General features: G+C 40.9%; 25 protein-coding genes. 6 read left to right on the top strand and 19 right to left on the bottom strand.

The annotated features are described in order from the left end of the window. The first annotated feature begins 302 nt into the window (after positions 1-302). Entirely contained in the window at positions 303-1109 is an 807-nt protein-coding gene (locus tag AUO94_RS02380) for a cobalamin-binding protein (RefSeq protein WP_058385758.1), read from the top strand. Between the two features lie 49 nt (positions 1110-1158). Here the strand turns inward: AUO94_RS02380 and tyrS are convergent, their stop codons facing one another. Continuing rightward, positions 1159-2424: a tyrosine--tRNA ligase gene (gene tyrS / locus AUO94_RS02385; protein ID WP_058385759.1), complete on the bottom strand. Its 1266-nt coding sequence runs from the start codon at positions 2422-2424 to the stop codon at positions 1159-1161. A 372-nt stretch (positions 2425-2796) separates the two neighbouring features. On the opposite strand from tyrS, the gene AUO94_RS02395 reads away from it, so the two are divergent. Next, the gene (locus tag AUO94_RS02395) at positions 2797-5775 is read left to right on the top strand and encodes a transglycosylase domain-containing protein (protein WP_058385761.1); all 2979 of its coding nucleotides are present in this window, start codon (positions 2797-2799) and stop codon (positions 5773-5775) included. 46 nt (positions 5776-5821) lie between these two features. Here the strand turns inward: AUO94_RS02395 and acsA are convergent, their stop codons facing one another. Further along, positions 5822-7540, bottom strand: a complete 1719-nt coding sequence (acsA, locus tag AUO94_RS02400; protein ID WP_058385762.1) for an acetate--CoA ligase — start codon at positions 7538-7540, stop codon at positions 5822-5824. Positions 7541-7706: 166 nt separating this feature from the next. On the opposite strand from acsA, the gene AUO94_RS02405 reads away from it, so the two are divergent. From AUO94_RS02405 to AUO94_RS02415, 3 genes are read left to right on the top strand one after another with little or no spacing between them, the layout of a single operon-like run. Then, complete coding sequence (locus tag AUO94_RS02405; RefSeq protein WP_058385763.1) at positions 7707-8339, top strand: GNAT family N-acetyltransferase; 633 nt, start codon at positions 7707-7709, stop codon at positions 8337-8339. Positions 8340-8362: 23 nt separating this feature from the next. Continuing rightward, positions 8363-9007, top strand: coding sequence for an acetoin utilization AcuB family protein (locus AUO94_RS02410; RefSeq protein WP_058385764.1), 645 nt, complete (start codon positions 8363-8365; stop codon positions 9005-9007). Beyond that, on the top strand, positions 9004-10155 hold the full coding sequence (locus AUO94_RS02415; protein ID WP_058385765.1) for an acetoin utilization protein AcuC: 1152 nt from the start codon (positions 9004-9006) through the stop codon (positions 10153-10155). Before AUO94_RS02410 ends, AUO94_RS02415 begins: the two co-directional genes overlap by 4 nt. A gap of 99 nt (positions 10156-10254) precedes the next feature. Here the strand turns inward: AUO94_RS02415 and ccpA are convergent, their stop codons facing one another. The 13 genes from ccpA to AUO94_RS02480 form a co-directional block, all read right to left on the bottom strand. Further along, the gene (gene ccpA / locus AUO94_RS02420; RefSeq protein ID WP_058385766.1) at positions 10255-11253 is read right to left on the bottom strand and encodes a catabolite control protein A; all 999 of its coding nucleotides are present in this window, start codon (positions 11251-11253) and stop codon (positions 10255-10257) included. 101 nt (positions 11254-11354) lie between these two features. After that, positions 11355-12440 carry a bifunctional 3-deoxy-7-phosphoheptulonate synthase/chorismate mutase gene (locus AUO94_RS02425; RefSeq protein ID WP_058385767.1) on the bottom strand — a complete coding sequence of 362 codons (1086 nt, stop codon included), beginning with the start codon at positions 12438-12440 and terminating at the stop codon, positions 11355-11357. A 168-nt stretch (positions 12441-12608) separates the two neighbouring features. Then, positions 12609-12938, bottom strand: a complete 330-nt coding sequence (gene ytxJ / locus AUO94_RS02430; RefSeq protein WP_058385768.1) for a bacillithiol system redox-active protein YtxJ — start codon at positions 12936-12938, stop codon at positions 12609-12611. Between the two features lie 16 nt (positions 12939-12954). Beyond that, the gene (locus AUO94_RS02435; RefSeq protein ID WP_058385769.1) at positions 12955-13686 is read right to left on the bottom strand and encodes a YtxH domain-containing protein; all 732 of its coding nucleotides are present in this window, start codon (positions 13684-13686) and stop codon (positions 12955-12957) included. A gap of 37 nt (positions 13687-13723) precedes the next feature. Next, entirely contained in the window at positions 13724-14215 is a 492-nt protein-coding gene (locus tag AUO94_RS02440; RefSeq protein ID WP_058385770.1) for a DUF948 domain-containing protein, read from the bottom strand. Positions 14216-14348: 133 nt separating this feature from the next. Further along, positions 14349-15662, bottom strand: a complete 1314-nt coding sequence (gene murC, locus AUO94_RS02445) for a UDP-N-acetylmuramate--L-alanine ligase (RefSeq protein WP_058385771.1) — start codon at positions 15660-15662, stop codon at positions 14349-14351. Positions 15663-15902: 240 nt separating this feature from the next. Next, complete coding sequence (locus AUO94_RS17195; RefSeq protein WP_058385772.1) at positions 15903-18404, bottom strand: DNA translocase FtsK; 2502 nt, start codon at positions 18402-18404, stop codon at positions 15903-15905. 6 nt (positions 18405-18410) lie between these two features. Next, positions 18411-19019, bottom strand: a complete 609-nt coding sequence (ytpR, locus tag AUO94_RS02455) for a YtpR family tRNA-binding protein (protein WP_058385773.1) — start codon at positions 19017-19019, stop codon at positions 18411-18413. Further along, a complete protein-coding gene (locus AUO94_RS02460; RefSeq protein ID WP_058385774.1) occupies positions 19016-19831 on the bottom strand; it encodes a DUF1444 family protein in 816 nt (271 codons plus the stop codon). Before AUO94_RS02460 ends, ytpR begins: the two co-directional genes overlap by 4 nt. A 64-nt stretch (positions 19832-19895) precedes the next feature. Continuing rightward, entirely contained in the window at positions 19896-20213 is a 318-nt protein-coding gene (locus AUO94_RS02465) for a thioredoxin family protein (protein ID WP_058385775.1), read from the bottom strand. Positions 20214-20225: 12 nt separating this feature from the next. Then, on the bottom strand, positions 20226-20741 hold the full coding sequence (locus AUO94_RS02470) for a hypothetical protein (protein ID WP_058385776.1): 516 nt from the start codon (positions 20739-20741) through the stop codon (positions 20226-20228). Between the two features lie 59 nt (positions 20742-20800). Next, positions 20801-21319, bottom strand: a complete 519-nt coding sequence (locus AUO94_RS02475) for a DUF84 family protein (RefSeq protein ID WP_058385777.1) — start codon at positions 21317-21319, stop codon at positions 20801-20803. Positions 21320-21360: 41 nt separating this feature from the next. Continuing rightward, positions 21361-22434: a M42 family metallopeptidase gene (locus tag AUO94_RS02480; RefSeq protein WP_058385778.1), complete on the bottom strand. Its 1074-nt coding sequence runs from the start codon at positions 22432-22434 to the stop codon at positions 21361-21363. Positions 22435-22600: 166 nt separating this feature from the next. Between AUO94_RS02480 and AUO94_RS02485 the strand changes: the two genes are divergently transcribed. Continuing rightward, positions 22601-22915: a PepSY domain-containing protein gene (locus AUO94_RS02485; RefSeq protein ID WP_058385779.1), complete on the top strand. Its 315-nt coding sequence runs from the start codon at positions 22601-22603 to the stop codon at positions 22913-22915. Between the two features lie 26 nt (positions 22916-22941). On the opposite strand, the gene AUO94_RS02490 is transcribed toward AUO94_RS02485, so the two are convergent. The 4 genes from AUO94_RS02490 to thpR form a co-directional block, all read right to left on the bottom strand. Then, positions 22942-23796, bottom strand: coding sequence for a YtnP family quorum-quenching lactonase (locus tag AUO94_RS02490; RefSeq protein ID WP_058385780.1), 855 nt, complete (start codon positions 23794-23796; stop codon positions 22942-22944). Between the two features lie 22 nt (positions 23797-23818). Further along, a complete protein-coding gene (gene trmB, locus AUO94_RS02495) occupies positions 23819-24469 on the bottom strand; it encodes a tRNA (guanosine(46)-N7)-methyltransferase TrmB (RefSeq protein ID WP_058385781.1) in 651 nt (216 codons plus the stop codon). A 123-nt stretch (positions 24470-24592) separates the two neighbouring features. Next, positions 24593-25519 carry a diacylglycerol/lipid kinase family protein gene (locus tag AUO94_RS02500; RefSeq protein ID WP_058385782.1) on the bottom strand — a complete coding sequence of 309 codons (927 nt, stop codon included), beginning with the start codon at positions 25517-25519 and terminating at the stop codon, positions 24593-24595. A 33-nt stretch (positions 25520-25552) separates the two neighbouring features. Next, positions 25553-26080, bottom strand: a complete 528-nt coding sequence (gene thpR / locus AUO94_RS02505; RefSeq protein WP_237150167.1) for an RNA 2',3'-cyclic phosphodiesterase — start codon at positions 26078-26080, stop codon at positions 25553-25555. Between the last annotated feature and the right edge of the window lie 23 nt (positions 26081-26103).

Here is a 26103-nt window from a genome sequence, read left to right on the forward strand (position 1 = left end):
GCGGCAAATCGACTATTAGGTACTCGCATAATACAAGTTCGAAAATTTTTTGTCTCATTTGGCAATAGCCTCACCCCGCTCTCACTAATAATTTCATTGTTGTTTAGCAGTTTAGTTTTTCTACTCAACTATGAATACCCATTTTTTTGAAAGTTAAACGTGGAGCCTTACTCTTTCTCTTTTTAAAAAATTACTACGCAAATTTCCCAAGCTCCTTACACGCTTTTGTTTTATCAATTTCACCGAATTGAAAGAATTTAATCAATAGGCATGGTAAACTGAAAAAATGGAGGTGGAGCTAAATGCGAATTATTTCAATTTGCCCGAGCAATACAGAATTACTAGCATTTTTAGATGCCGAACATCTACTCGTCGGGGTTGATGATTATTCTGACTGGCCTAAAGAAATTACAACATTGCCTCGTCTAGGACCTGACTTGTCGATTCGGATGGATGAACTAGAAGCGTTACAACCTGACTTGGTATTGGCGTCATTGAGTGTTCCTGGAATGGAGAGGAACATAGACGAGTTGGTGCGGAGAAAAATCCCTCACCTTATTTTGGATCCTCAGTCATTAGAAGAAATCGGACAAGACCTGTTAAAGGTCGCGCATGCTTGTGGACTCGATGCCACGACTGTTCATAACGAATACCTAGCCGTCATTGAAGACATCAAAACACGTGGGCAACTTGCTGCAACTCGTCCATCGTTGTACTGGGAATGGTGGCCAAAGCCTGTTTTCACACCAGGTAACATCAACTGGCTAACAGAAATCAGTGCCATTACCGGCGCTAGAAATTTGTTCGATGACACTGATTCTGCTAATATCCAAACAGATTGGGCCGATGTGCTCGAACGCCAACCTGATTATATTTTACTTGCCTGGGTCGGTATTTTAACGGCAAAAGTAAAACCGGAACTCGTTAAAAAGCGCCCCGGCTGGGATGACATGACCGCTATCAATCACATTCATGTAATGGAAGAAGAATTGTATTGCCGACCTTCTCCTCGCTTGATTGAAGGCGCTATCCGTTTAGGAAAACTCATTCACCCGAATGAATTCAATGATATGGAACTGCCTCGCTTCATTAAAGAAAAGCAAATTTAATCTGCTATGTTGAAAGGACAGCCAAAATCCGGCTGTCCTTTCTTCATTTTTATTGAAATTGCACCATATGGTATTTCTTTTTGCCGCGGCGGATAATGGCAAAAGCATCTTCCAAACGGTCTTTTCCACCAACAATGTATGCTACGTCAGTTACTTTTTCACCATTTACTGAAATTGCACCATTTGTAACGTCTTCACGCGCTTGTCTTTTTGACGAAGAAATACCGGCTTCTACAATCAAGTCCACAATTGTCTTGTCTTCTTTTGACATTTCCACAGAAGGAACGTCTTTAAATGCGGCTTTCATCTCTGAAGAAGACAAAGCTTTCAAGTCTCCACTGAACAACGCTTTGGTAATACGCTGAGCATCTGCAAGTGCAGCTTCCCCGTGAATCAGTTTTGTCATTTCTTCTGCCAGCGTTTTTTGCGCTTGGCGTAAATGTGCTTCAGTTTCAACCGTTTTTTCTAACGTCTCAATATTTTCACGACTAATGAATGTAAAAATTTTCAAGTATTTGATTACATCTGCATCAGCTGCATTGATCCAAAACTGGTAAAACTCGTAAGGTGTTGTCTTTTTTGGATCTAACCAAACTGCACCACCGGCTGATTTCCCAAACTTCGTACCGTCCGCTTTTGTGACCAGTGGAATGGTAATACCAAATGCTTTAGATTCTTCATCATGTGTTTTGCGAATCATTTCAAGACCTGAGGTAATATTCCCCCATTGGTCCGAACCACCGATTTGAATGCGACAATTGTGTTCATTGTACAGATGGTTAAAGTCGATCGCTTGAATAAGCGTGTAAGCAAATTCTGTAAACGAAATTCCTGTCTCTAAGCGTGACGCAACTGAATCTTTTGCGAGCATGTAGTTAACTGAAATTAGTTTGCCGTAATCGCGTAAGAATTCGATCACGTTCATCGCACCGATCCAATCGCGATTATTAACCATTTTGGCTCCGTTTTCAGACTGAAAATCAAAAATTTGTTCCATCTGAACTTTGATGCCTTCGACGTTGCGGTCAATTTGTTCGGTCGTTTGCAATTGACGCTCTTCGTTGCGACCTGAAGGATCCCCAATCATGCCTGTAGCTCCACCGACTAATAAAATCGGTTGGTGGCCATGCATTTGAAAACGGCGTAATGTAAGGAGCGGCACAATATGCCCAATATGCATACTGTCTGCTGTTGGATCGACTCCGCAGTATAATGAAATTTTTTGTTCATTTAGTAACTTCTCCATACCTTCTTCATCTGTTTGTTGGTATAACAAACCGCGCCATTGTAAATCTTGAATTAATTCGTTAGCCATTCCAATTCCTCCTTTAACTTTTAAAAAGATGAGCGCCATAAAAAACCACATAAAAAAGCCCCTGCATGAAAAATTCATGCAGGGACGCAATTAGCGCGGTACCACCCAGCTTGGAGAACACAGTCTCCCTCTCATCATGTGCCATACGGGACACTTCCGTAAACTCCAGACCTGTAATTCGATCTATGCATTTTGACCGGTTTGCACCACCCACCAGCTCTCTAAACAAAATTGCACACTCTACTTCGGGACCTTCATCGTTTTAAATATGAATTATAGTAGTAGTTTACGTTATTTTTCAATATTGTCAATATGCTTCGATGCAATTATAACTTTATGATATACTATAAAAGATTTTAGGAGGGTGATCATGTGCGCGATAAAATAAAAAATTGGATTCATAAAGCCGAAGAAACAACTGATAGATGGACTTCAAGTAAGTGGTTCAAGCGAATGAGTATAACATCAGGAGTCCTGTGGAATTTAGCCTTGATTCTGGCCATTGTCTTAGTGACAGGAGGAGTTTTTGCTGCATCGGTTGGAGCAGGATATTTTGCTTCGCTCGTTGATGAAGAAAAGCTTCGTTCTGAAGATGAAATGCGAAACGAAATTTACAGCTATGTGGAAACGTCAGAAATGTTTTTTGATAACGATGTCTATATCGGAAAAATTCAGACTGACTTGGAACGAAAAGAAACAACACTTGATAAAATTTCACAGACCGCCATCGACGCTGTATTTGCAACGGAAGATGAATACTTTATGGAACATGAAGGCATTGTTCCAAAAGCCATCTTCCGCGGCCTACTTCAAGATGTTGCAAACTCCGATAGTCAAACAGGTGGATCGACGCTGACACAACAGCTCATTAAAAACCAAATTTTGACAAACGAAGTTTCTTACGAGCGAAAAGCAAAAGAAATTCTCCTTGCTATGCGTCTTGAAAAGTTTATGACAAAAGATGAAATCATGGAAGCTTATCTCAATATTATACCGTACGGCAGAAACTCATCAGGTGCTAACATTGCCGGAATTGAAACTGCAGCTAATGGACTGTTTAACAAGTCAGCCAGTGAATTAAGCTTGCCTCAATCTGCTTTTATCGCTGGAATACCAAAAGCCCCTTTCCGCTACACACCTTATAATTCAGTTGGCCAGTTGAAAGACGCGGATGGATTAGCACCAGGAATCGATCGGATGAAAACCGTTTTATTCCGAATGAAAGAAACTGAGTACATCACACAAGAAGAATACGATGCTGCCATTGCTTATGACATCGTTAAAGATTTTCGTGAAAACGAATCACGTTCACGAGATAGCGAACCGTATATTACAGATGAGCTCGAAAAACGAGCAACACGTATTATTATGGATGTGCTTGCTGAAAAAGACAGTATAGATCCGAAATCACTTGAAGAAAACAATAAGCTGTACGAGGAATATGCAATTTTAGCTGACCGGGCAGTTCGTTCAAATGGTTACCGAATTCACTCAACCATTAACAAAGAGCTGTACTTGGCTCACGAAAAGGCAAAAGACGCTTATGCACGTTACGGCACAACATTGTCCGTACCAAGTGAAGACGGCGGAGACAAAATGAAAGATCTTCCTGTTCAAGTTGGAAGCATGATGATGGAAAACAAAACAGGACGTATTTTAAGTTTTGTCGGTGGACGTGATTTTGAAATTGAAGAATTGAATCACGCAACTCAAGCATATCGTTCGATTGGTTCTACAGTAAAACCTTTACTCGTATACGGACCAGCTCTTGACCTTGGTACGATTGGTGCAGGAAGTCCCGTTGTTGATGTGAAATTCAAATTAGCTGACGGTTACTCGCCTGCAAACTTCATCCCTTCTAGCGAACAAGGCATCATGTCAGCACGTGATGCGCTAGCACAATCTCAAAACTTGCCAGCTCTTCGCTTGTTTGGTCAAATTAGAGAGCAAATGCCGATCAATTACTTGATCAATGCCGGCTTCTCCAAAGTCAAAGAGGAATCAAACTATTATCCTGCTACTGCTTTAGGTGGTGGTGTCGAAGGATCTGTAGAAGAGTTAACGAGTGGTTATGCCACTGTCGCAAATGGCGGTAAAAAAGTTGAGCCGTATATGATTCAACGCATTGAAGATGCAGATGGCAATGTCATTTTTGAACACAAAGTTGCCGAAAAAGAAATTTATACACCGCAAACTGCTTATATTTTGACCGATATGTTAAGAGATGTGTTTACTACAGATCGCGGTACCGCGAACCGAGCGAATAGTTTACTAAGTTTTAGTGGCGACTTCGCCGGGAAGACAGGAACTACTCAGAACACAAAAGATGTTTGGCTAGTTGGCTATAACCCAAACATTACGATGGGTCTATGGCTTGGATACGATAGCGAAAAATATTCACTTGATAATTTCCCGAATTCGAATTTACAGCCTTCTGTTCGTGTCAACCAACTGTGGGCAAGCTTAATGAACACCACTTATCAAACAGTTCCAGAGCTAGTTGGAGCAAAGTCGACTTTCAAACAACCTGAAGGTGTCGTTACCAAGTCGTTTTGTGGAATTTCTGGCTTGGCACCAGGAGGAGCTTGTCAAAGTGCTGGTCTTGTACGTTCAGATTTGTTTAATGCCAACGTTATGCTTCCAAAAGGACAAGATGATAGTTTAACAAGTAGTTCCTTTACAACAATTAATGGTAAACGTTATACAGCTTTATCAACTACACCAAGCGAATTCGTCTCTGGTGGAGGCATTGGTGTATCGCAAAAATACATTGATCGCATGATGGCTCCGTTCGGCGGAGATGCTGGTAAATTGTTCCCTGGCAATTCAAAATTCTCTTCAGTAGTTGCAGGTGCAACTTTCAAAGCAGATGGCGCTGCTCCTGGAGCTGTTCAAGCAGCAATTAGCGGCCAAACCATTACGTGGACCAATTCTGGTTCAACTGATGTTGTTGGATACCGAGTTTACAAAGGCGGCTCACGCGTTGCTTCTATTTCGGAATCGAGAAGCAATTCATATAGCGCGAGTGGGGCTGGAAGTTATACAGTCGTTGCTGTAGACATCACAGGCAAACAATCAGGTGCTTCAAATAGTGTCAGCATTGCTGCACCAAAGCCAAAACCAAAACCTGAACCAAAACCAACTCCACCACCTGAAGATAAAGAACCAGAAAAAGAAGAAACACCACCGGTTGAAGAAGAAGTTGTGACTCCTCCTGAAGAAGAGGAAACTCCTCCTGAAGAAAAACCGGAAAAGCCAGTTGAGGAAAAACCGGATCCTGAAAAACCTGAGAAACCAGAAGAACCTGAAAAACCGGATCCTGAAAAGCCTGCTGAAGATGACGCAGCGTAACTAAAAAATCCCGATTCGCTCGTTTAGCGAATCGGGATTTTTGCTATTAATCTTCCATGGAAGACAAGTCACCTGTTGGCAAATTAAGTTCCCAAGCCTTTAGCACTCGGCGCATAATTTTACCACTTCGTGTTTTCGGAAGTTTGTCTTTAAACTCAATTTCACGTGGTGCCGAATGGGCAGCTAACCCTTTCTTAACAAATTGCTGAATATCTTGAACCAATTCTTCTGAAGGCTCATAGCCATCGTTTAATGCCACAAACGCTTTAATAATTTCGCCACGTACCGGATCTGGCTTACCAATCACCCCGGCTTCAGCAACTGCTGGATGTTCCAGTAATTTGCTTTCTACTTCAAATGGTCCAACTCGCTCACCAGAAGTCATAATGACGTCATCCACGCGACCTTGGAACCAGAAATACCCTTCCTCGTCCATATAAGCTGAGTCCCCTGAAACATACCATTTATCTTTTAAGAAATAAGAATCGTATTTCGCTGGATTATTCCAAATTTGACGCATCATTGCTGGCCATCCTTTTTCAATCGCTAAGTTCCCCATCTGATTAGGTGGCAATACATTGCCTTGGTCATCGACAATGGCAACATTGATGCCCGGCACCGGTTTCCCCATTGAACCTGGCTTAATGTCGACAGATGGATAATTACAGATAGTTTGTGCTCCCGTTTCAGTCATCCACCACGTATCATGAATACGTTTGTCGAATACTTCCGCTCCCCATCTGACCACTTCAGGGTTTAACGGTTCCCCTACAGACAACACATGACGCAGCGTCGATAAATCATATTCTTTTACTAGTGCATCTCCTGCGCCCATCAACATACGGAAAGCTGTCGGTGCACTATACCAAACTGTTACGCCAAAATCTTCAATGGCTTTGTACCAGCCATCTGGAGAAAAGCGTCCACCTAAAATGACGGTCGTCACGCCATTCAACCAAGGCGAAAACACGCCATAAGCTGTTCCTGTCACCCAGCCTGGATCCGCTGTACACCAATAGATATCCGTTTCATTAAAGTCCAACACCCATTTCCCTGTCTGGTACTGCTGGACCATCGCATACTGGGCATGCAAGACACCTTTTGGTTTACCTGTAGAACCAGATGTGTAGTGAAGAACCAAACCATCTTCTTTGTCTAACCACTCAATATCAAATGTATCTGAGCTGACCGGTAACTGTTTCAACACATCGACGTGTCCGTCTTGCGCTTTAACGTTCTCCCCTACTAGAAAAATCGTTTCAAGCTCCGGCAAACGATCATAAGGAATCCGCTCTAATAGTTCTGGCGTTGTAACAATTGATTTGGCTCTACTATCGTCAAGTCGATCGTAAATAGCGCCTTCCATAAATGCTTCAAACAGCGGGCCGACAATTAGCCCCATTTTTAACGCTCCGAACATCATGAAATAGAGCTCCGGAGAACGAGGCATAAAAATGAAGAGGCGATCTCCTTTTGCTAATGTTGAATTTTCTTTTAACAAATTAGCTGCACGATTTGTCATACGCTTCATTTCATAAAACGTGTATGACTCATTACGATTTTGATCTTTGTAGTAAAGAGCTACTTTGTTTTTCCGGTCGGAATCTGCGTGACGATCAATGGCTTCGTGCGCCATGTTAACTCGACCAGTCTCATACCAACTAAATTCTTTTTCAACGTCAGCCCAATCAAAATTGGCAGCTATTTCTTCGTAATTATGTAATTGATGAATTCCTGGTTTTGCTGGTAAGATTTTCACATTCATACTGTTCACCCTTTCAAGTTGATTACTTATATTCTACAACATTGCCACAAATTATTGCGAACTATTTAAACTCTTTAGAAAACACTGCATATTCCAGTGGCTTTTTTCCAAATCTACTTACGTTCATGTATAATGGAACCAATTGTATCTGACAGGCGGTGAAATGATGGAACATAAAAAAATGTACAACTCGATGGAATTAGAAACTGAACACGGTCTTCTGGTCATTGAAGGTCCTATACCTGGAAAAGAAATAAGCAAACTTGAGTTCCACGAAGACTTGGTCGCCTTCAGACCACCCGCTCAGCAACACAAAGCCATTACCGAAATTGCCGATTTGCCAGAAGGACGTATTCTTATTGTTCGAGATGATAACATGATTGTCGGTTATGTTACATTTCTTTATCCGGATCCTTTAGAACGTTGGTCAGAAGGAAAAATGGATAACTTGATTGAACTTGGGGCAATTGAAGTAATTCCAAAATACAGAGGTAGCGGTGTTGGAAAAGCCTTATTGAGAGTGTCAATGATGGATGATGCTTTCGAAGATTTCATTGTCATTACAACAGAATATTATTGGCATTGGGATTTAAAAGGGACAGGCTTGAATGTTTGGGAATACCGAAAAGTTATGGAGAAAATGATGCAAGCTGGTGGACTAGAATATTATGCTACCGATGACCCTGAGATTAGCTCTCACCCAGCGAACTGCCTAATGGCCAAAATCGGTAGCCGGGTCGATAACGAGTCAATCCAGAAATTCGATCAGTTACGTTTTATGAACCGTTATATGTATTGATTTAACACAAAGGGGGTGCTCATATGTTAGTGGAAGAAATTATGAAAACGGACGTTCATACGCTCACGTCCAACCAAACTGTGCAAGATGTTATGGACTTATTCAAAGACAAGCGAATTCGCCATGCACCTATTGTTGATGACGGGAAAGTAGTCGGCATTGTAACCGATCGTGACTTAAAAGATGCAGTTCCTTCTCGATTTACCGTCTCACCAAAAGGTGAACCTTACAAAAAAAAAGTAACAGAAATTATGACACCTAATCCGGTTACAGCACATCCGCTCGACTTCGCAGAAGAAGTAGCCATGATTTTCTATGAGCAAAAAATTGGTTGTATCCCAGTAGTCAGCAACCAGAAACTTGTCGGCTTTCTGACCGAAACAGATCTTTTGTACACCTTTATTGAACTAACCGGCGCACACCAGCCTGGTTCACAAATCGAAGTGCGCGTAGAGAACCGATCAGGAATTCTATACGAAGTTTCAAAAGTATTTCATCAACAGAATGTCAATGTGCTCAGCGTCCTCGTTTACCCCGATAGAGAAAATAATGCCAACAAAATTCTGGTTTTCCGAGTCCAGACGATGAATCCACTTGCAATTATCAATAATTTACGAAAAAACGGATTTGACGTTTTGTGGCCAAGTATGCCACAAGTGAACGAATGAAACACGCTGTATTCGTCTTTTCAGAAGATCAATTGGGGTATAAATTTTCTGAAACACATCCATTCAACCAGAAAAGACTCGTCTTAACGATTGATTTATTAAGAGAAATGAACGCGCTTCCAAAAGATTTAATTGTCCCAGCTCGCATTGCAACCGATGAAGAATTATTACTAGCACATGATGAACGTTATATTGATATTGTCAAAAAAGCGAGTCGCGGTGAAATCACACCAGAAGCCGGTGAAAGTTATGGCATCGGCACAGACGATACGCCCATTTTTGAAAATATGCATGAAGCGAGTGCACGTCTAGTAGGTGGGACGCTAACCGCTGTGGATTATGTCATGGAAGGAAAAGCACAGCATGCATTAAATCTAGGCGGCGGTTTGCATCACGGTTTTCGAGGTAAAGCATCCGGGTTTTGCATTTACAATGACAGCTCGGTTGCTATCAATTACCTAAAAAGTAAATACAATGCACGGGTGCTCTACATTGATACCGATGCTCACCATGGCGACGGTGTGCAATGGAGTTTTTACGACGACCCTGATGTCTGTACAGTCTCTATTCATGAAACAGGACGTTACCTGTTTCCAGGAACAGGTAATATTAATGAACGCGGCAGTGGTCAAGGTTATGGTACTTCTTTCAATTTTCCAATCGATGCTTTTACTGAAGACGAGTCTTTTCTCGAAGTTTACCGGACGTCCATGAAAGAAATCATTGATTTTTTTAAACCGGATGTCATCTTGACACAGAATGGGGCAGATGCCCATTATTTGGACCCTCTGACCCACTTATACGGCACGATGAATATTTACAAGGAAATACCCCGGATTGCTCACGAACTCGCTCATGAGTATTGTGAAGGCCGCTGGATAGCTGTTGGTGGTGGCGGCTATGATATTTGGCGTGTAGTTCCACGTGCTTGGTCGTTAGTTTGGATGGAAATGAATAATTTTCCTATACCTTCTGGGAAATTACCCGAGTCGTGGACCGCGAAATGGCAGCCAGAGTCGCCAGTTAAGTTGATCGATACGTGGGAAGATCCACCGAACTTGTACAAAGCCATACCACGTAAAGCAGAGATTACCGACAAGAATCTGCAGATGTTGAATAAGGCTTTGTATATGATTCGTAACAAATGATGAGGTATTCGTTTCCCCTACTGAACAACAAAACCCTTGTGCAGATCATTTGATCCGCACAAGGGTTTTGTTTGTTTATAGCAATGAAGTTTTAAAAACTTAATCGTTTTTAGTCGATTGTCTTTCTTCAATTCGGTATGGGAGAATAACTTGCTGTTCTTCGATTTCTTCGTTGTTCATATATTTTGTTAACAAACGCATTGATACCGCTCCAATGTCGTAAAGCGGGAAAGCGACTGCTGTTAACGTTGGACGTGCCATACGTGACAGTTTGGAATTTTCGTAGCTAATAACTTCTGCATCCCTTGGAATCTTTCGGCCTTGCTCTTCTAATCCATGAATGACTCCGATTGACATTTCGTCGTTCCCTACAAAATAGGCAGTCGGCTCGGCAGTCGCTAAAATTTTGACAGCCTCAATGCCCTCATCATAAGAGTTGTTGCATTCAACGACCAGTTTTTCATCGTAAGCAATCCCTGCATCTGCTAATGCTTCTTTATAAGCTTTTAACTTATATTCCTTGTTAATCATCGAAGTCATTGGCCCTGAAATAAGCGCAATTTTCTTATGACCATTATCAATGAACTTCTTAACAACTTCGTAGGCAGCACCATAATAATCAATATTAACCGAAGCAATTGCTGCTGATTCATCAATTGAACCAGCCAGGACGATTGGAGTTGGAGAACGCTCCATTTCTTTGAGAAGTTCAGGTGAGATGACATCACTCATGAAAACAATTCCATCTACTTGTTTTCCGAGCATTGTTTCCAATAGCTGAAGTTCCTTATTTTCGTTCTGATCTGAGTTGGATAAAATAATATTGTAACGGTACATTGTCGCGATATCTTCAATTCCACGGGCTAGTTCAGCGTACATGCTATTGGAAATATCGGGTATAATGACGCCGACCGTCGTTGTTTTTTTACTTGCAAGTCCACGAGCCACAGCATTTGGACGATAGCCTAATTCTTCTATCACTTTTAATACTTTCTTCCTTGTGGCAGGTTTGACGTTTTGATTAGCATTTACTACACGTGACACAGTAGCCATAGAAACGTTCGCCTCTCTTGCCACATCATATATCGTAACGGTCATTGTGCACCCTCCTTTTCCAGTCTTTCTATAATCATACGACAAAAACTTCAACAATATCAACTAAAAAAAAGAAAAGCCGAAGAAACTCCGGCTTTTCATGTTTATACTTTCATTTCGTACTGTTTCATGAATTTCATTAATGCATCGTAGTATTCATCAAATTGACCTAAATCCATTTGCTGTTGAGCATCAGATAATGCTACTGCTGGATCTGGATGAACTTCAGCCATTACGCCATCCGCTCCAATTGCGATAGCCGCTTTAGCAGCTGGAAGCAATAAGTCACGACGACCTGTTGAGTGAGTTACGTCTACAAATACCGGAAGATGCGTTTCTTGTTTTAAGATGGGCACAGCCGAGATATCTAATGTGTTACGTGTCGCTTTTTCGTATGTGCGAATTCCACGTTCACATAAAATGATGTTTTCATTTCCTGAAGCAATAATGTATTCAGCTGCATGGATAAATTCATCCACAGTTGCTGACATGCCGCGCTTTAAAAGAACAGGTTTGTTGATCTGGCCTACCGCTTTTAATAATTCGAAGTTTTGCATATTACGAGCGCCTACTTGAACAACGTCTACATAGTCAAGAGCCGATTCTAAATGTCCAGGTGTTACGATTTCTGAAACCACAGCCAAATTATGCTGATCAGCTGCTTTTTTCAACATTTTCAATCCTTCTAAGCCAAGTCCTTGGAAATCATAAGGTGATGTACGTGGTTTGTAAGCTCCACCACGAATCATTTTCAAGCCTTTCGCTCCGATAGCTTCAGCAACTTTCATCACTTGGTCTTGAGATTCAACTGCACATGGGCCAAAGATGAATGATGGATCTCCAGAGCCTACTAGTTCGCCGTTAATGTTGATAATCGTATCTTCAGCTTTTTTCTTACGTGAAACAAGTAAAGCTTTGCGGATATCTTCTTCTTGCATATCCAGTGCTGATTTGAAAATTTCTTTAAAGATATGATCAACTGTTTTCTGATCTAATGGTCCAGCATTATTTTCTTTTAACAGATTCAACATATGACGTTCACGCAACGGATCGTAACGGTTAACTCCTTGTTTCTCTTTTAGTTTACCGATTTCCTGAATTACGGAAGCTCTCTCATTAATCAGAGATAGAATCTGCAGGTTGACTGCGTCCACTTTTTCTCTTAGTTGCTCTAAATCTAAATTACTCATTCTATAACTTCCCCTTTCGCGAATAACCTTTATCAGGTGACTCATATTAACATGATAGGACTATTATAAGCAAACTATTCAATAAAGTCACGGAAAATGTTTTAGCGATTCAACGCGCTAAAGTATTTTCACGCAATAAAGCCGAAGCGACTAGGCTTCGGCTTTGTTTTAAAAAATAAATTCTTTCATGGAATCACTTTTAATTTTATCGTGTGAAGCGTGCCAGTCCATTTTTTGACTTGTAAAATGAAACAATTGTGGCGACTCATGCGTAACTCCCGTAATCTCTTCGATAGCTTTAGAAAGTTCACGATTTTCCTGAACGACTAAATACAAAAAGAGTTGATTCGGGTGCAACGAGCTGTACTCATTATACTCATTCCACGCTTTAGCAGACACTGGGCACGTACTACTGTGTTTGAAGAGCCAGTAATGCTGATTATGCCCTACTGCTTGTTTTAGACTGTCTAAATCGTCTACATGCACTAAGTTTTCCATCTAAATCGCTCCTAGATTAATTCTTTTTATCGTAATTAGTCGTTGGATTTGATGATTTATTGCTGTTGTTGTTGCTGCTGGTCGTATTTGGACCCTTGCTCGCACTTGCTGTGTTGCTGTTCATGTTGCTGCCTGTGTTGGCAGAATTTGACGAGCTTGATTTTTTTTCTTCTTTTACTTCTTCAACCGCTTCTTTTAAAGCGTTGGCTGTGGAAGTGAACGCATCAAAGTCGGCAGATGAATTTTGAATTGTCGAATGAATGTCAATCGACTCTTCGCCTTCTGATGAAGCGGTTCCATCGTCCATCGGTGAATTACCAGCCTTCATATTTTTTACTTTATCAACTACTTTTGTTGATTGTTCTTTTAGCTGTTTTGCGAATCCACCTGAACCATCGTCATTAAAGTCTGTCTGCTGAGAGGCTTTTTCTTTTAATGTAGTTGCTTGAGTTTTAAGATCAGCTTGGAATTCTTTTCCTGATTTAGGAGCAAGAAATAACGCAGCTGCAGCTCCGATAACTCCCCCAACCAAAATACCAACCAAGAAACTTGAACCTCCATCTGATTCTTCATAGTCGTAAAGATCGTCGTAACGGTTTGAAGCTCCGTATGACTGAGGTACATAGTCGCTCTGCTGATAGCTTCTGCCACTATTTTGGCTGTACTGGCCACCTTGCGTATAGTAATCCTTATTATACTGTGAATCGTTCGCATCAGATTGATTATAAAAGTTTTTGTTTTTACTCATTGATATTCCCTCCATTTAATTTATGATAAAAGCAATTTTAATATTGTTCGTTATGAGGTAATTTTTTTTGTCCAGGTACAGGTACCGAAGCAGCATTCGCACGAGCTTCGTAGATTTTACGCTCGTTCCACTTATCACGGATTCCCATAGCCACGTTGCCCCATTGAACAACTTGAGCAATCTTATCTTCATTTTGTTCTACATGCACTCCAACGCTTGACGTAATGCGACGGACAGTAGAGTTTAAATCAGTAACTGAGTTGCCGACACCTTTTACTGCATCTACGACACCGTTTAATTTTTCTGATTTCACTTGAATGTCTTCAGCTAGTTCATTTGTTTTATGCAATAGGTTTGTTGTTTCCAACGTTACCCCCTGCAATTGATTTTCAAGACCGGCTACGGTACCTGAAACTTCTTTTAATGTGTTTTTCAACGAATTTAATGTCATTGCCAACGCTATGCATAGAACTAAGAATCCAATAGCGGCCACGATCGCGGCAATGTAAAGCAAAATTTGCCAATCCATTCTATTTCCTCCTTTTAAACGAATTATGTTATATCCTTTTCTACCCTTGAAGAGTTTGGATTAAACACCGTCTTTATTATTATTCGACAAAAATAGTTTCGTTCCTGCATGAAAAAACAGTTTAACTCGAAAGTTAAACTGTTTTTCCTGTATTCAATCCATTTTCGAATGCTTCTTGGAATTTAGTGACGTCTCCCGCACCCATGAACAAATAAACTGCGTTACCATGCTTGGCTAGTAAGTCTACCTCTTCTAACTGTAGCAAATGACTGCCTTCGATTTTCTCAGCTAAATCTTGAATTTTAAGCGTCCCTACTTTTTCGCGTGCAGAACCAAAGATGTCACAAAGATAAACCTGATCTGCTTCAGCCAGGCAATCAGCGAACTCTTGTAAGAAAGTTTGTGTCCGCGTAAATGTATGTGGCTGGAAAATAGCGATAAGTTCACGCTCCGGATATTTTTGGCGAGCGGATTGTAAAGTTGCCCGGATTTCTGTCGGATGATGCGCATAGTCATCGATTAAAATTCGATCACCAATTGCTGATTGTGTGAATCTACGCTTTACTCCTTCAAAATCTTCAAATTGCTGCTGAATGATATCTGCAGGAATGTTTTCATAATGGCAAAGCGAAATAACTGCTAACGCATTTAAGATCGCATGATCTCCAAACATCGGTAGCGTAAATGTATGAAAAAACTCATTACGAATCACGACATCAAAAGTAGTACCCTCAACGGTTTTCGTAACATTTCTCGCTTGGAAGTCATTTTCTTCCCCAAAGCCGTAGTAAACGACAGGGATTGGTGCTTGAATCCGTTGCAAGTATTCATCATCACCACAAGCAATGATGCATTTCTTCACTTGCTGCGCCATTTCTTCAAATGCCTTAAAGACATCATCAATTCCCGTAAAATAATCGGGATGATCGAAATCGATATTGGTCATAATTGCGTAATCTGGGTGATAAGCCAAAAAATGTCGACGGTATTCGCAAGCTTCTGCGACGAAGAAATGAGAATCTTCTTGTCCGACGCCTGTTCCGTCTCCTATTAAATACGACACAGGTTTATAGCCAGCTAAGACATGCGCCATTAAGCCTGTCGTCGATGTTTTACCATGCGCTCCTGTAATGGCAACTGATACGTATTGGCGCATCAAATCCCCTAGGAACTGATGATACCGAATAATCGTAGCACCTAATTCACGTGCTTGAACCAACTCAGGATGATCATCACCAAATGCATTTCCTGCAATAATGGTCATCTCTTTTTCTATATTGTTTGCATCAAACGGCAAAATGGTAATGCCTCTTTCGCGTAATCGATCTTCTGTAAAAAAATGTTGCTCAATATCCGAGCCTTGTACGTGTTCTCCCATATCATGCATGATTTGGGCAAGTGGACTCATACCAGAACCTTTGATTCCGGTAAAATGTAAAACTGTCATAAATGAACCTCCTGTGGGAGTTGAAAATTAGTCTATATAAGTCGCTAAGCGAACTTTATAGCTGATAAAGATAAGCACAAGTACAGTATTATATCATAAATTTGTCTTTCTTTAAAATGCCTCATTATTTACTGCATTCTTTTTTATGTGGCTAGCTTGTAGATTTTTCTACTTAGCGTTTCTTTCTCGTATTAAAGGAAAACTGAAGTCGTCTGTAGAAAATCCACAGACGACTAGCTTTTACCGAAATACTTCTTCAATATCGTTTTCTGTAATTAACACTGACCGAGCTTTGCTCCCATTCTGCTCTGAAATAAAACCATGTTTTTCGATTAAATCCATTAACCGCGCAGCTCGATTATAGCCAATATGGAACTTCCTCTGCAACAGCGATGTGGATGCACTTCCTTGTGTCATGATGAATCGACAAGCCTCTTCAAACAGGTCATCCTGTTCAGCAGGAGACTCACTTCGCTTGATCAATTCTTCTTCTCTAAAAAAGTATTCAGGCTTGCCTTGCAATCTGACATGCTCAATGACTTTTTCAATTTCGTCATCGGTAACAAACGTCCCTTGTAAACGATTTGGAGCCGACATTCCGTTTCCAAGATACAACATGTCTCCTCGTCCAAGAAGACGCTCTGCACCTTGAGAATCCAGTATCGTGCGACTATCTACTTGCGATGAAACCGAAAACGCAATACGTGTCGGAATATTGGATTTGATCAATCCTGTAATCACATCTACAGACGGACGTTGAGTCGCAATCACTAAATGGATACCGCAAGCGCGAGCTTTTTGTGCAATCCGACAAATAGAATCTTCGACATCTGAAGGAGACATCATCATTAAATCGGCTAATTCATCAATCACAATTAAGATATACGGCAAATGCTGCACGTAATCTCCTTTTTCTTTCACTAATTTATTGTAGCGACTAATATCACGCACACCACTATGTGCGAACAATTGATAGCGTCGTTCCATTTCTTCAACTGCCCATTTTAATGATGCAGTTGCCGCTTTGACATCAGTAATAACGGGACTGACTAGATGCGGTATATGATTATACGGTGCCAGCTCGACCATTTTCGGATCGATTAGCAACAGCTTCAAGTCTCTTGGTGATGATTTATATAACAAGCTGACCAGCAACGAATTGATGCACACCGATTTCCCAGAACCTGTAGCACCCGCAATTAAGCCATGAGGCATTTTACGTAAATCAAGCGTGACCGGCTTGCCAGTCAAGTCCAGCCCAAGAGCCGCTTCGAGTGGAGAATCCGACTCTTCAAAAATAGCACTACCGATAATTTCAGAAATCCGTACAGCACGACTTGTGCGATTCGGAATTTCAATTCCAATGGAACTTTTCCCAGGAATTGGCGCTTGAATTCGAATATCTCTAGCTGCTAACGCCAATTTTAAATCATCCGCTAAATTGCGAATTTTGCTAACTTTTATGCCTTGTGCAACTTTCAACTCGAACTGCGTTACAGCTGGACCTTGGACGATACTTAAAATTTCAGCTTTAATCTGAAAATGAGACAATGCTTCGATTAACCGTATGCCTTGCTCATCCATCCAAACATCATCTTTACGATCGTTTTCAGGAGCCATCAAATATTCTAAGAGTGGCAGCTGATAAGCTTGAGATTCAGCTTCTGATACTGAATTGAAGGCATGTGAAGGCTGATCAACTAAATTTACCGTTTTTTTTTCCGATAGTGGCGTTGTTACTAGTTGCTCATCATGCGGTGGAACATCTGACAATGGTTTAGTTTTGTTTTTTAACAGTTCTTTGTCTGATTTAAGCATTAGCACATTAAATGGCACGGTTTTTTCGCGTTTTGGCGCAGGTGTTGACATTGCTTCAGTTGATGGCTGTTGTTCCTGTGCCGGTAACTCTCTAGCCATTGCTGATTCGGACTGCTCTTCGTCAATTTTCAGCTCTGTTACTGCGGACAACTCGATCGTAGGCTCTGATATTGTTTCTAATTCATTGTTTTCCTCCGTAGCAGCTGCTACTGGTGCCGTTTTTATCGGTGAAAAGGGCGGTACTATCCGTTCATCTTGCTTCTCTTCTACAATAGAAACTTCAGCTGGCTCTTCTTCGGAAACATTGATTACTACAGACTCTTCGATTGATTCTGTAGTTTCAACAGCTTTGGCAACCGCTATTATCGGTTCTTCCTTTTTTTCAAAAATTGGAGCAATCTCGTGTTCGATTGGCGCTTTCGGTTTATGCCATCCGCTTCTAGCCTTTTCTTCTATAGCTTCATCTAGCAACTGACGGCTTATCTTTTCTTCTCTGTCCTCTCCTAACTTTTGAGTAGGTGCAGGTCGAGCCGTATTAAAGCCGTGAATCGGTGAAGCGATACGAGTTGGTTCAAACCGGCGCGTCTTATTGACCGGCAATTCGGCATTTTTCCGATTGGCAATTGTCGATTGACGGATTGGTGCCTCTTTTGGCCCCATCACTTTTTTTTCTATGGGAAATACAGGCTCTTTTCGAGATGTTTCTCTTTCACGTTCATTGAAAAACGGCTTTTCTTGACGCGGTGCTGCGCGTTTTACATCGTGAATAAAACCCTCTTTTTCTTCATCTGGAATAAGTGGAAAGCGAAAAGGTGCTTTTTCTTTTTTTACAGTCGGGGGCGTTTCAGAGATAATTTCTTCTTCTTCGAACTCCTCGGTGTCATCTGTGAACATGCGATTCCATACATTTTTAATCCAGCTCATTCTGCATCACGCCTTTACTTTGAAAGCTGAACCGATTTCTGCATCATCAGACAAGACAAGAATTCCTTTTTCATCTGGTGCATCTGGTAAAGCTAGCTCTTTTGCCGAACAAATCATTCCAGACGATGCCACTCCCCGAAGTTCTGCATCACGAATGATCATTCCTGAAGGCATTACAGCTCCTACTTTTGCCACAACAACTTTTTGTCCTTGCTCAACGTTTGGAGCACCACAGACAATCTGTAATTGCTCGTCTCCAACAACTACTTGGCAAACATTCAATTTGTCAGCATTCGGGTGCTTTTCTTTAGCTTCTACAAATCCAATAACAAATTTTGGTGAAAAATCGACTTCAAGAGTAAAATCAACACCATTTTTAGCTAGTGCATTTTGCAAAGATGTTACAAGCTTTTCAGACACTTCTACTTGTTGGCCTTCAGCTAATTCTGCATAGCTTGAAGCGTTGAATACATTAAATCCAGCAATCGTTCCCGTTGCATCTTTGATCAATGTGATATCCCCAAATTGTTCTGGGTTAATTTTTTCTGGAGTTTCTGTTTGCAGTTGAACGAGCAACACATCGCCAATTCCTTCGTTGTTATAAAATACATTCATTTTTTATCGTTCTCCTCGTTTGGTCTATTTTTTGCCATAATGAAAATCGGCTCTAATTCGTCATTTTCATAAATGAACGATAAGGAAGTGATCGGCACTTTGCCATTCGTAAAGAAATGCATAGCCATTTGCGCGAGCACGTCGTATCCCGTTTCATTTCGGATATCGCCTATAATCAATACATCTTGATGAGGTACAGATACGGTCATATCCCCTGTAATTTTAGCTTTCATTTCTTTTAAAAACGATTCGTTCAAAATTCTTGAAGCGTCATAACCATCGTTTTCGTTAAGAAAATAAAAGATATTGCCAGCAACATGGTCTTCTTTCACAGCAGTTTTTAGTTTCTTCACTTGAAATTTCGCAATTTCCTTAATTTGCTCTTCTGTGAGACTTAATGAATTTACCACATTTTCATCAATTAAGCGATAGGTAGTACCAGCATCTAAAGCAAAATAAACGCGTGTTTCTGCAGTATGTTCAGCTGTGATAAATTTATGGCCCTCGTTAGATTCAGTTGGGAAAGAAGTTGAGCGAATAACCGGAAAAATATGTTCGGTCGATTTCATTTCTCCTTTCGCTTCTTTTTCCATCGCTTCAAAAGTTTCTGTAATGGTATAAACGATTTCTTGAATCGCGGCATCACCTTTTGCTTCGAATCGGTTGATTACTTGCGGCAAGGAAATACTCATGCCTTTACCGAGTTCTTTGTGTTGAATGTTGACAACATCTTGTTCGCGGTCAAAGCGCCATTCTAGTTGGCGGCTTGGCATACGCTCTCTTAATATATTAAAAAGTTCAGTAGATTTCATCGTTGGTTGGCCTCACTTTCATAAATAAACGGTTCAGCCAAGTATAGGCGAACCGTTTTTGTTGTTATTGCGACAAATTCGAAACAAACTCTTCGATTTCTGCCTGTGTTTTACGGTCTTTGCTAACAAAGCGTCCCGTTTCCTGTCCATTTGCAAAACCAAGAAAACTAGGAATGCCATAAATATCTTGCTCAATACACAAATCGATAAACTGGTCGCGATCCACTGATATAAACGTATAAGCTGAAAACTTCTTTTCGATATCAGGCATGATTGGATCAATTACACGGCAATCTGGACACCATGCTGCAGTGAACATAAAAACAACCTTTTTTTGCTTCGTTAATTCGTGAAATTCATCCGTAGATTGCAAGCTTCTCATTTGAGTAATCCCCTATTCATTCTTCGCGATTGAGCGTACAGTTTTCATCATCCAGTCCATATTTTTTGGAAGTTCGTTTTCGTTTGTAGTCGTCGTCAAGCTCACTCCACCCGCACTAACAACTAGTTCTAACTGATTTTCCGCAACTTCTTTAACTGTTGTAAATCCGAAACGACCGTTTTGCTGAAACGTCTCATCTACCAGCCATTGCTGATCCGAATCAACTTTTTGCAAATCATAGAAGAAAGTACTTGTAGCTTTTTCGTTCGGATTAATGACTAAAGCAAAAGAGTTTTTGCCATTTGTGATTAAGCGATTGAATTCATCCGCTGTTTCTTCAATAACGTAATCATTTGGCACAAACAAATCGACTTGCCCAACCATTTCATTGGGATTTTCCGGCTTTGCCTGAAACGCATCACGTGCGTTCGATACTCCCTGTAAAACCTGTTCTTCCGGCGCTACCGCACAGCCAGACAATAGGCCTAGCAGCACAGCCAGCATAAAAACCCGTCTATATCGAGGCACGCACATTCCCCCTGACATTACTGCTATTTATTTTAAAGGTGTTTTCAAAGACATGCAACTTAATCGCCGTCTCTCTGATACTGCCCAATTAATAATTTAACAACGTGACCGAACATTTCTCCTCGATTAACAAGACCATCCGTTAAAATACCAATGGCTCCTTTATGATGACGGATTCCACTTTCGTTGGCGTAGTCATCCATGATTGTACCAAGTTCAGTACCCGAACGAAGACCTGCTGCAATTTCCTCTGGTAGTGGAATTTGAGCACCCGCTGCTGTAATCAAACGTCCGTCTTGAGTTGCTAACGCCCCCCAATTGCATAAGTATAAAATCTCTTCAACTTCATATACTCCGCCTTCTAGCCCGATAGCGAAATCTTGATCTCCTAATGCATTTTTGGCTCTGTTAACTGCTCCTTGACGCGTTTCTTGCTGAGAAAAAGGCTGTGCTGAAACTTCCGATTCAGCATCTACAGCGGATAAATCAACAGCCCATTCTAGGTTTTTAAATACATTTGACACTGCCGTAATTTTCGCAGAATTTTTTGATGCAATTGCTACACGATTTTTTCTCATCAATAGTATTCCCTTCAAAAAAAGAGCCCTGCAGGCACTTTTTAGACATTTTTTTGGATGGTTTCAAGCGTTGTTCGATCTGTCGCTTTTATAAGCTTCACTAATAACTCTTTAGCTGCTGCATAATCGTCTGTGTGAATGATTGACGCTGAAGTATGAATGTAGCGAGAGCAAATTCCAATTACTGAGCTTGGAATTCCTTCATTGGCTGTATGTACTCGTCCTGCATCTGTTCCACCTTGTGAAACAAAATATTGATACGGAATATTATGTGTTTCGGCTGTATCCAATATAAATTCACGCATACCACGATGAGTGACCATGCTCTTGTCTAGAATACGTAATAATGTTCCTTGACCAAGCTGGCCAAACTCATTTTTATCGCCTGTTGCATCATTGGCCGGACTGGCATCTAGTGCAAAAAATAAATCTGGTTTGATCATCGTTGCTGCTGTCTGTGCTCCTCGCAAACCAACTTCTTCCATCACTGTAGCGCCTGAGAACAATTGGTTCGGTAGTTTTTCATCTTTTAGTTCTTTTAAAAGTTCAATCGCTAAGCCACAGCCATAACGATTATCCCATGCTTTCGCCATAATTTTCTTATCATTAGCCATTGGAGTAAATGGGCTGAATGGCACAATTTGTTGCCCAGGTTGGATGCCAAGTGCCAGTGCATCTTGTTTATCATCGGCACCAATATCAATCAACATGTTCTTAATGTCCATTGGCTTACTGCGAAGTTCTTCGCTTAATAAGTGTGGAGGAATAGAGCCGATCACACCTGGAATTACCGTGTCGCCTGCCATAATGTCTACACGCGTAGCTAGCATCACTTGGTTCCACCAGCCACCTAAAGGCTGAAAACGAATCATGCCATTATCGGTAATTTGGGTGACCATGAATCCCACTTCATCCATATGGCCAGCAACCATAATACGCGGGCCGTCTTCTTGACCATCTTTAACGCCGAAAACGCTTCCTAAATTGTCTTGAAGCAAGCGGTCAGCGTATTTCCCCAGCTCTTGTCGCATAAATTTACGGACAGCGTGTTCATTTCCTGGTGCTCCTGGTAGTTCGGTTAAGATTTTAAACATTTCAAGAGTTTCAGTATGCATATTAAAATTCCCCCTAATTCATTTACCTTTATCAAGTTTAGTGCTTTTATCAGATAATTTCCAGTTTTATACTCTCTTTTTTAAAATAACTAGACTTTCAAGCTTTCATTTCGTCCTTCAAAATATTTATGGTACAATTTATCCACTAAGCAGAGGAGGGATTTTAGTGAAAAATCGTGATTTACTTATTGGATTTGCTACAGGCATCGCAGCTTCGTATTTAGCAAAAGAAGTCTATAATCGTACAGAAAAGCTATATCCAGCAGATGACGTATTAAAAGAAGTTAAATCTGCATTTAAAGAAGAAGGCCCTATTGATGGTTCTTGGATTTTTATGAAAACCGAGCCTTATAAGCAGCATGCATTAACAACCGAAGTCTATAAAGGCGGTATTACTCGCCATAAAGAAGATGAACTTCAACAATTCGAATTTTTAGCTGATGCTTTTACCGGTGCAGTGATCGAAGTAAAACAAGTATAAAAAAAGGAGCCCATAGGCTCCTTTTTTTATAGATTTTTTTCTTTCCGCTCTAGTGCTTCGACAATTTCTTTGCCGTCTGTACTCCACTTCAGAATGCGGTAATACGCATCGTGATAAAAACTAAAATAATAGCCGTTTTCCAATGCTTCTTTCATCAGCTTTTCTTTTGCGTAAATTGAATCCATCGGGTAATCATCAAAAGCTAACACCCATAATGGATTTTGATGCGCGTGAGTTGGCATGATGTCGGCCATATGCAAAATTGTTTCATGGCCACTAGTCATTTTGATGACACTATGGCCATCTGAATGACCTCCGGTATGAATGAGCGTGATAGCATCAAACAAGGTTTTTTCACCTTCAAAAGTTTCGACTTGATCGACAATAGGTTGCCAATTTTCTTTCCAGTAAGTGTTTCGTGAGCGGATATTCGGATGTTGCATTTCATTCCATTCTACTGCTGATACATGGATTTTAGCATTTGGAAAAGTAGACACCAGCTCTTCGCCTTGCCATTTCGTTAACCCCGCTGCATGATCGCCGTGAAGATGAGTCATTAAGACGGTATCAATATCTTCAGGTGCTAGCCCAAGCTCCGCCAAATCTTCTTCTACTCGCGACTGCTCAGAAACACCTAGGTTCCGCAACTGACGCTCTGTCAATTTGCCATCACCAAGACCGCTGTCGATTAGTATATTATGACCTTCAAACTGGACAAGTATAGGATGTGTTGGTAATTCAATTTGATTTTTTTCATTGGTTGGATAACGTTTTGACCAAATGACTTTTGGTACTACCCCAAACATCGTACCGCCGTCCAAAAAAGTCGTGCCCCCATCAAGCCAAGTTAAGTTCATCTCGTGAAATTGAAATGTCTGCATTCCCTTATCCCCCCTATTATGATCAACTACCTGAAAACTGTGCTTCCATTCGGTAAATTGGTTGGCCTTTTTTCGAGAATTTTTCTTCGTACTCGGTCATGATGTTCCATTCAGGCTCATTGTCATGAAGATCCAATGACACCTCTTTTAATAACATACCATATTCAGAAATACTCGTGAGTGAATATTCGAACAGTTTTCTATTGTCAGTCTTAAAGTGAATTTCGCCTTTTTTAGGTAATACGGCTTCATATAATTTAAGAAATGATTCATGTGTCAACCGGCGTTTTGCGTGACGTGTTTTTGGCCACGGATCCGAAAAATTTAAGTAGAGTCTGTCCACTTCACCTTTTTCGAAATAATCAGCAATTTTTTTTGCATTAACTTTTAAAAGCCGTAAGTTTGGAACGCCGTTTTCTTGTTCAAGAACTGTCTCAAGAGCTGTGACGATGACACTATCAAACAGTTCGATGCCGATGTAGTTGATGTCTGGATTTGCTTTTGCCATTCCAATAATAAAGCGGCCTTTACCGGTCCCTGCTTCGATATGAAGCGGCTGATTATTGCCAAAAACTTCGTTCCACTTGCCTTTTTGTTGTTCTGGATCTGGTATAACAATCTCCGGGTGATTATCGAGCAAATCTGCTGCCCATGGTTTAAAACGTGATCTCATGTTTCATCCTCTTTCTATTTATATAAGCTGAGCTAGTAATTCTAACCTGTCGCAAACCAGTACCTGCATCACGAAGCGTACTTTGTCATCGGCAACTGTTATTGACTTAAAACTCCTTTTAATTCAACTTATATAGTCGGTTAATTTTATTGATTGCCAATCGGTTTGACTTACTGTGTAGCTGACTAAATCGTTTGCTGGGCTCATGCCAGCATCATCTCCATCTACATGACGGCATACTGGCTTTTCGGTCGAGAGCCAAAATTCTGTGCTGCTCATTTGAGTAACTTCTTTGAAACGTGTATGTGCTCCGCTGAATACCGTACCAAAAACCAGCAATAGTTTCAAACGGGAAATTTTGTGAACGACCGTCAATTCAAGTAAACCATCGTCCGTTTTTGAGGAAGGCGAGATTTTCATGCCCCCACCAAAATAAGGTTGGTTGTTGACAGTCGCTAACCAAACGTCTTTGTAAGTAACTAGATTACCGTCGCATTTTACAGACAACGTAAACTTCTCGAATTTCAATAAAGTCCGGATGACATAGACAACGTAAACTAATTTCCCTAGACCCAGTTGGTTTAGTTTTTTCTTAAGAGGTGACCGGTTAACCGAAATGGATATTTCTGCATCAAAGCCGATACCTGAACTGCTAACAAACTGAAAAGCTTTGCCGTTAGTGAATTCACCAAGGTCTTGCCGTTTGGGTAACGGCTTGTGAAGAAATTGTTCAATTGCCTGCGCATCTGTAAAAGTGCCGTAAGCACGTCCAAAATCATTGCCTGATCCTGCTGCTATTGAACCAACAATCAATTTTTCAGATCCTGCTGCACCTGCAATAATTTCACGCAGCGTACCATCTCCACCAAAGCCGATTAAGAGAGCAACTTGTTTACTTTCCCGGTAGTTTGCAGCAATAGCTAAGGCGTGTCCAGAATATGTAGTGACGACTTGTTCGAATGGAAACTGAATTGTTTTCTCAAAGCGGCGCCATCTTTTCAAGGCTCGACCATTCCCAGCTGCAGGATTAATAATAAATACTATTTTCATAAACACTCGCCTTCGGATGTATTAGATGTGTCTTTAAAGCCGATAATCGAAGATCTTTTGATAACGTGGTATTTCTTTCATTGCAATTCGGAACAGTGAAAACTCCGTCACTTCAAATTGCATCTGATCAATTGAAAATTGTGGTTCTGCAGGCACGCCTCCTGCCCATTTACTAGCCAATGTGATATGCGGCACGAATTCTTTCAGGTTTGGACTCACCTGTAGTGAATCCAAAGCATGGACAATTTGTCGCTGAAGCACATTTAATTCTTCACAACTTTCAAGAGAGGCATAAATTATACGTGGAGTTACCGGGTTACCGAAAGTCTTAATGCCATTCACTGTTAGTTTAAATGGCTGCTGATTGGTTCTGGCTAGTAGTTTTTCAATTTGACCTATTTCGCCATTCACATCTTCGCCAATAAACAGTAAGGTAATATGCATATCTTGAGCTGGGGTTTGCCTTTTATGACTTTTCAACTTCCAACTGTCTCGTTCTGCAACTAAGTTCTCTGCAATGTTCTGTGGAATTTTTATGCCAATAAAGTAATGTGGTTTCATTTAACGTCACCTCGCTTCAGTTT

The sequence above is a fragment of the Planococcus kocurii genome (assembly GCF_001465835.2).
Lineage (GTDB): Bacteria > Bacillota > Bacilli > Bacillales_A > Planococcaceae > Planococcus > Planococcus kocurii.

What these genes read in the sequence shown, in the direction of transcription:
- AUO94_RS02380 (WP_058385758.1), top strand. Translation starts at nt 303, where the DNA reads ATGCGAATTATTTCAATTTGCCCGAGCAATACAGAATTACTAGCATTT.
- tyrS (WP_058385759.1), bottom strand. Translation starts at nt 2,424, where the DNA reads ATGGCTAACGAATTAATTCAAGATTTACAATGGCGCGGTTTGTTATAC.
- acsA (WP_058385762.1), bottom strand. Translation starts at nt 7,540, where the DNA reads ATGAATGTGAAAATCTTACCAGCAAAACCAGGAATTCATCAATTACAT.
- AUO94_RS02405 (WP_058385763.1), top strand. Translation starts at nt 7,707, where the DNA reads ATGGAACATAAAAAAATGTACAACTCGATGGAATTAGAAACTGAACAC.
- AUO94_RS02410 (WP_058385764.1), top strand. Translation starts at nt 8,363, where the DNA reads ATGTTAGTGGAAGAAATTATGAAAACGGACGTTCATACGCTCACGTCC.
- AUO94_RS02415 (WP_058385765.1), top strand. Translation starts at nt 9,004, where the DNA reads ATGAAACACGCTGTATTCGTCTTTTCAGAAGATCAATTGGGGTATAAA.
- ccpA (WP_058385766.1), bottom strand. Translation starts at nt 11,253, where the DNA reads ATGACCGTTACGATATATGATGTGGCAAGAGAGGCGAACGTTTCTATG.
- AUO94_RS02425 (WP_058385767.1), bottom strand. Translation starts at nt 12,440, where the DNA reads ATGAGTAATTTAGATTTAGAGCAACTAAGAGAAAAAGTGGACGCAGTC.
- ytxJ (WP_058385768.1), bottom strand. Translation starts at nt 12,938, where the DNA reads ATGGAAAACTTAGTGCATGTAGACGATTTAGACAGTCTAAAACAAGCA.
- AUO94_RS02435 (WP_058385769.1), bottom strand. Translation starts at nt 13,686, where the DNA reads ATGAGTAAAAACAAAAACTTTTATAATCAATCTGATGCGAACGATTCA.
- AUO94_RS02440 (WP_058385770.1), bottom strand. Translation starts at nt 14,215, where the DNA reads ATGGATTGGCAAATTTTGCTTTACATTGCCGCGATCGTGGCCGCTATT.
- murC (WP_058385771.1), bottom strand. Translation starts at nt 15,662, where the DNA reads ATGACAGTTTTACATTTTACCGGAATCAAAGGTTCTGGTATGAGTCCA.
- AUO94_RS17195 (WP_058385772.1), bottom strand. Translation starts at nt 18,404, where the DNA reads ATGAGCTGGATTAAAAATGTATGGAATCGCATGTTCACAGATGACACC.
- ytpR (WP_058385773.1), bottom strand. Translation starts at nt 19,019, where the DNA reads ATGAATGTATTTTATAACAACGAAGGAATTGGCGATGTGTTGCTCGTT.
- AUO94_RS02460 (WP_058385774.1), bottom strand. Translation starts at nt 19,831, where the DNA reads ATGAAATCTACTGAACTTTTTAATATATTAAGAGAGCGTATGCCAAGC.
- AUO94_RS02465 (WP_058385775.1), bottom strand. Translation starts at nt 20,213, where the DNA reads ATGAGAAGCTTGCAATCTACGGATGAATTTCACGAATTAACGAAGCAA.
- AUO94_RS02475 (WP_058385777.1), bottom strand. Translation starts at nt 21,319, where the DNA reads ATGAGAAAAAATCGTGTAGCAATTGCATCAAAAAATTCTGCGAAAATT.
- AUO94_RS02480 (WP_058385778.1), bottom strand. Translation starts at nt 22,434, where the DNA reads ATGCATACTGAAACTCTTGAAATGTTTAAAATCTTAACCGAACTACCA.
- AUO94_RS02490 (WP_058385780.1), bottom strand. Translation starts at nt 23,796, where the DNA reads ATGCAGACATTTCAATTTCACGAGATGAACTTAACTTGGCTTGATGGG.
- trmB (WP_058385781.1), bottom strand. Translation starts at nt 24,469, where the DNA reads ATGAGATCACGTTTTAAACCATGGGCAGCAGATTTGCTCGATAATCAC.
- AUO94_RS02500 (WP_058385782.1), bottom strand. Translation starts at nt 25,519, where the DNA reads ATGAAAATAGTATTTATTATTAATCCTGCAGCTGGGAATGGTCGAGCC.
- thpR (WP_237150167.1), bottom strand. Translation starts at nt 26,080, where the DNA reads ATGAAACCACATTACTTTATTGGCATAAAAATTCCACAGAACATTGCA.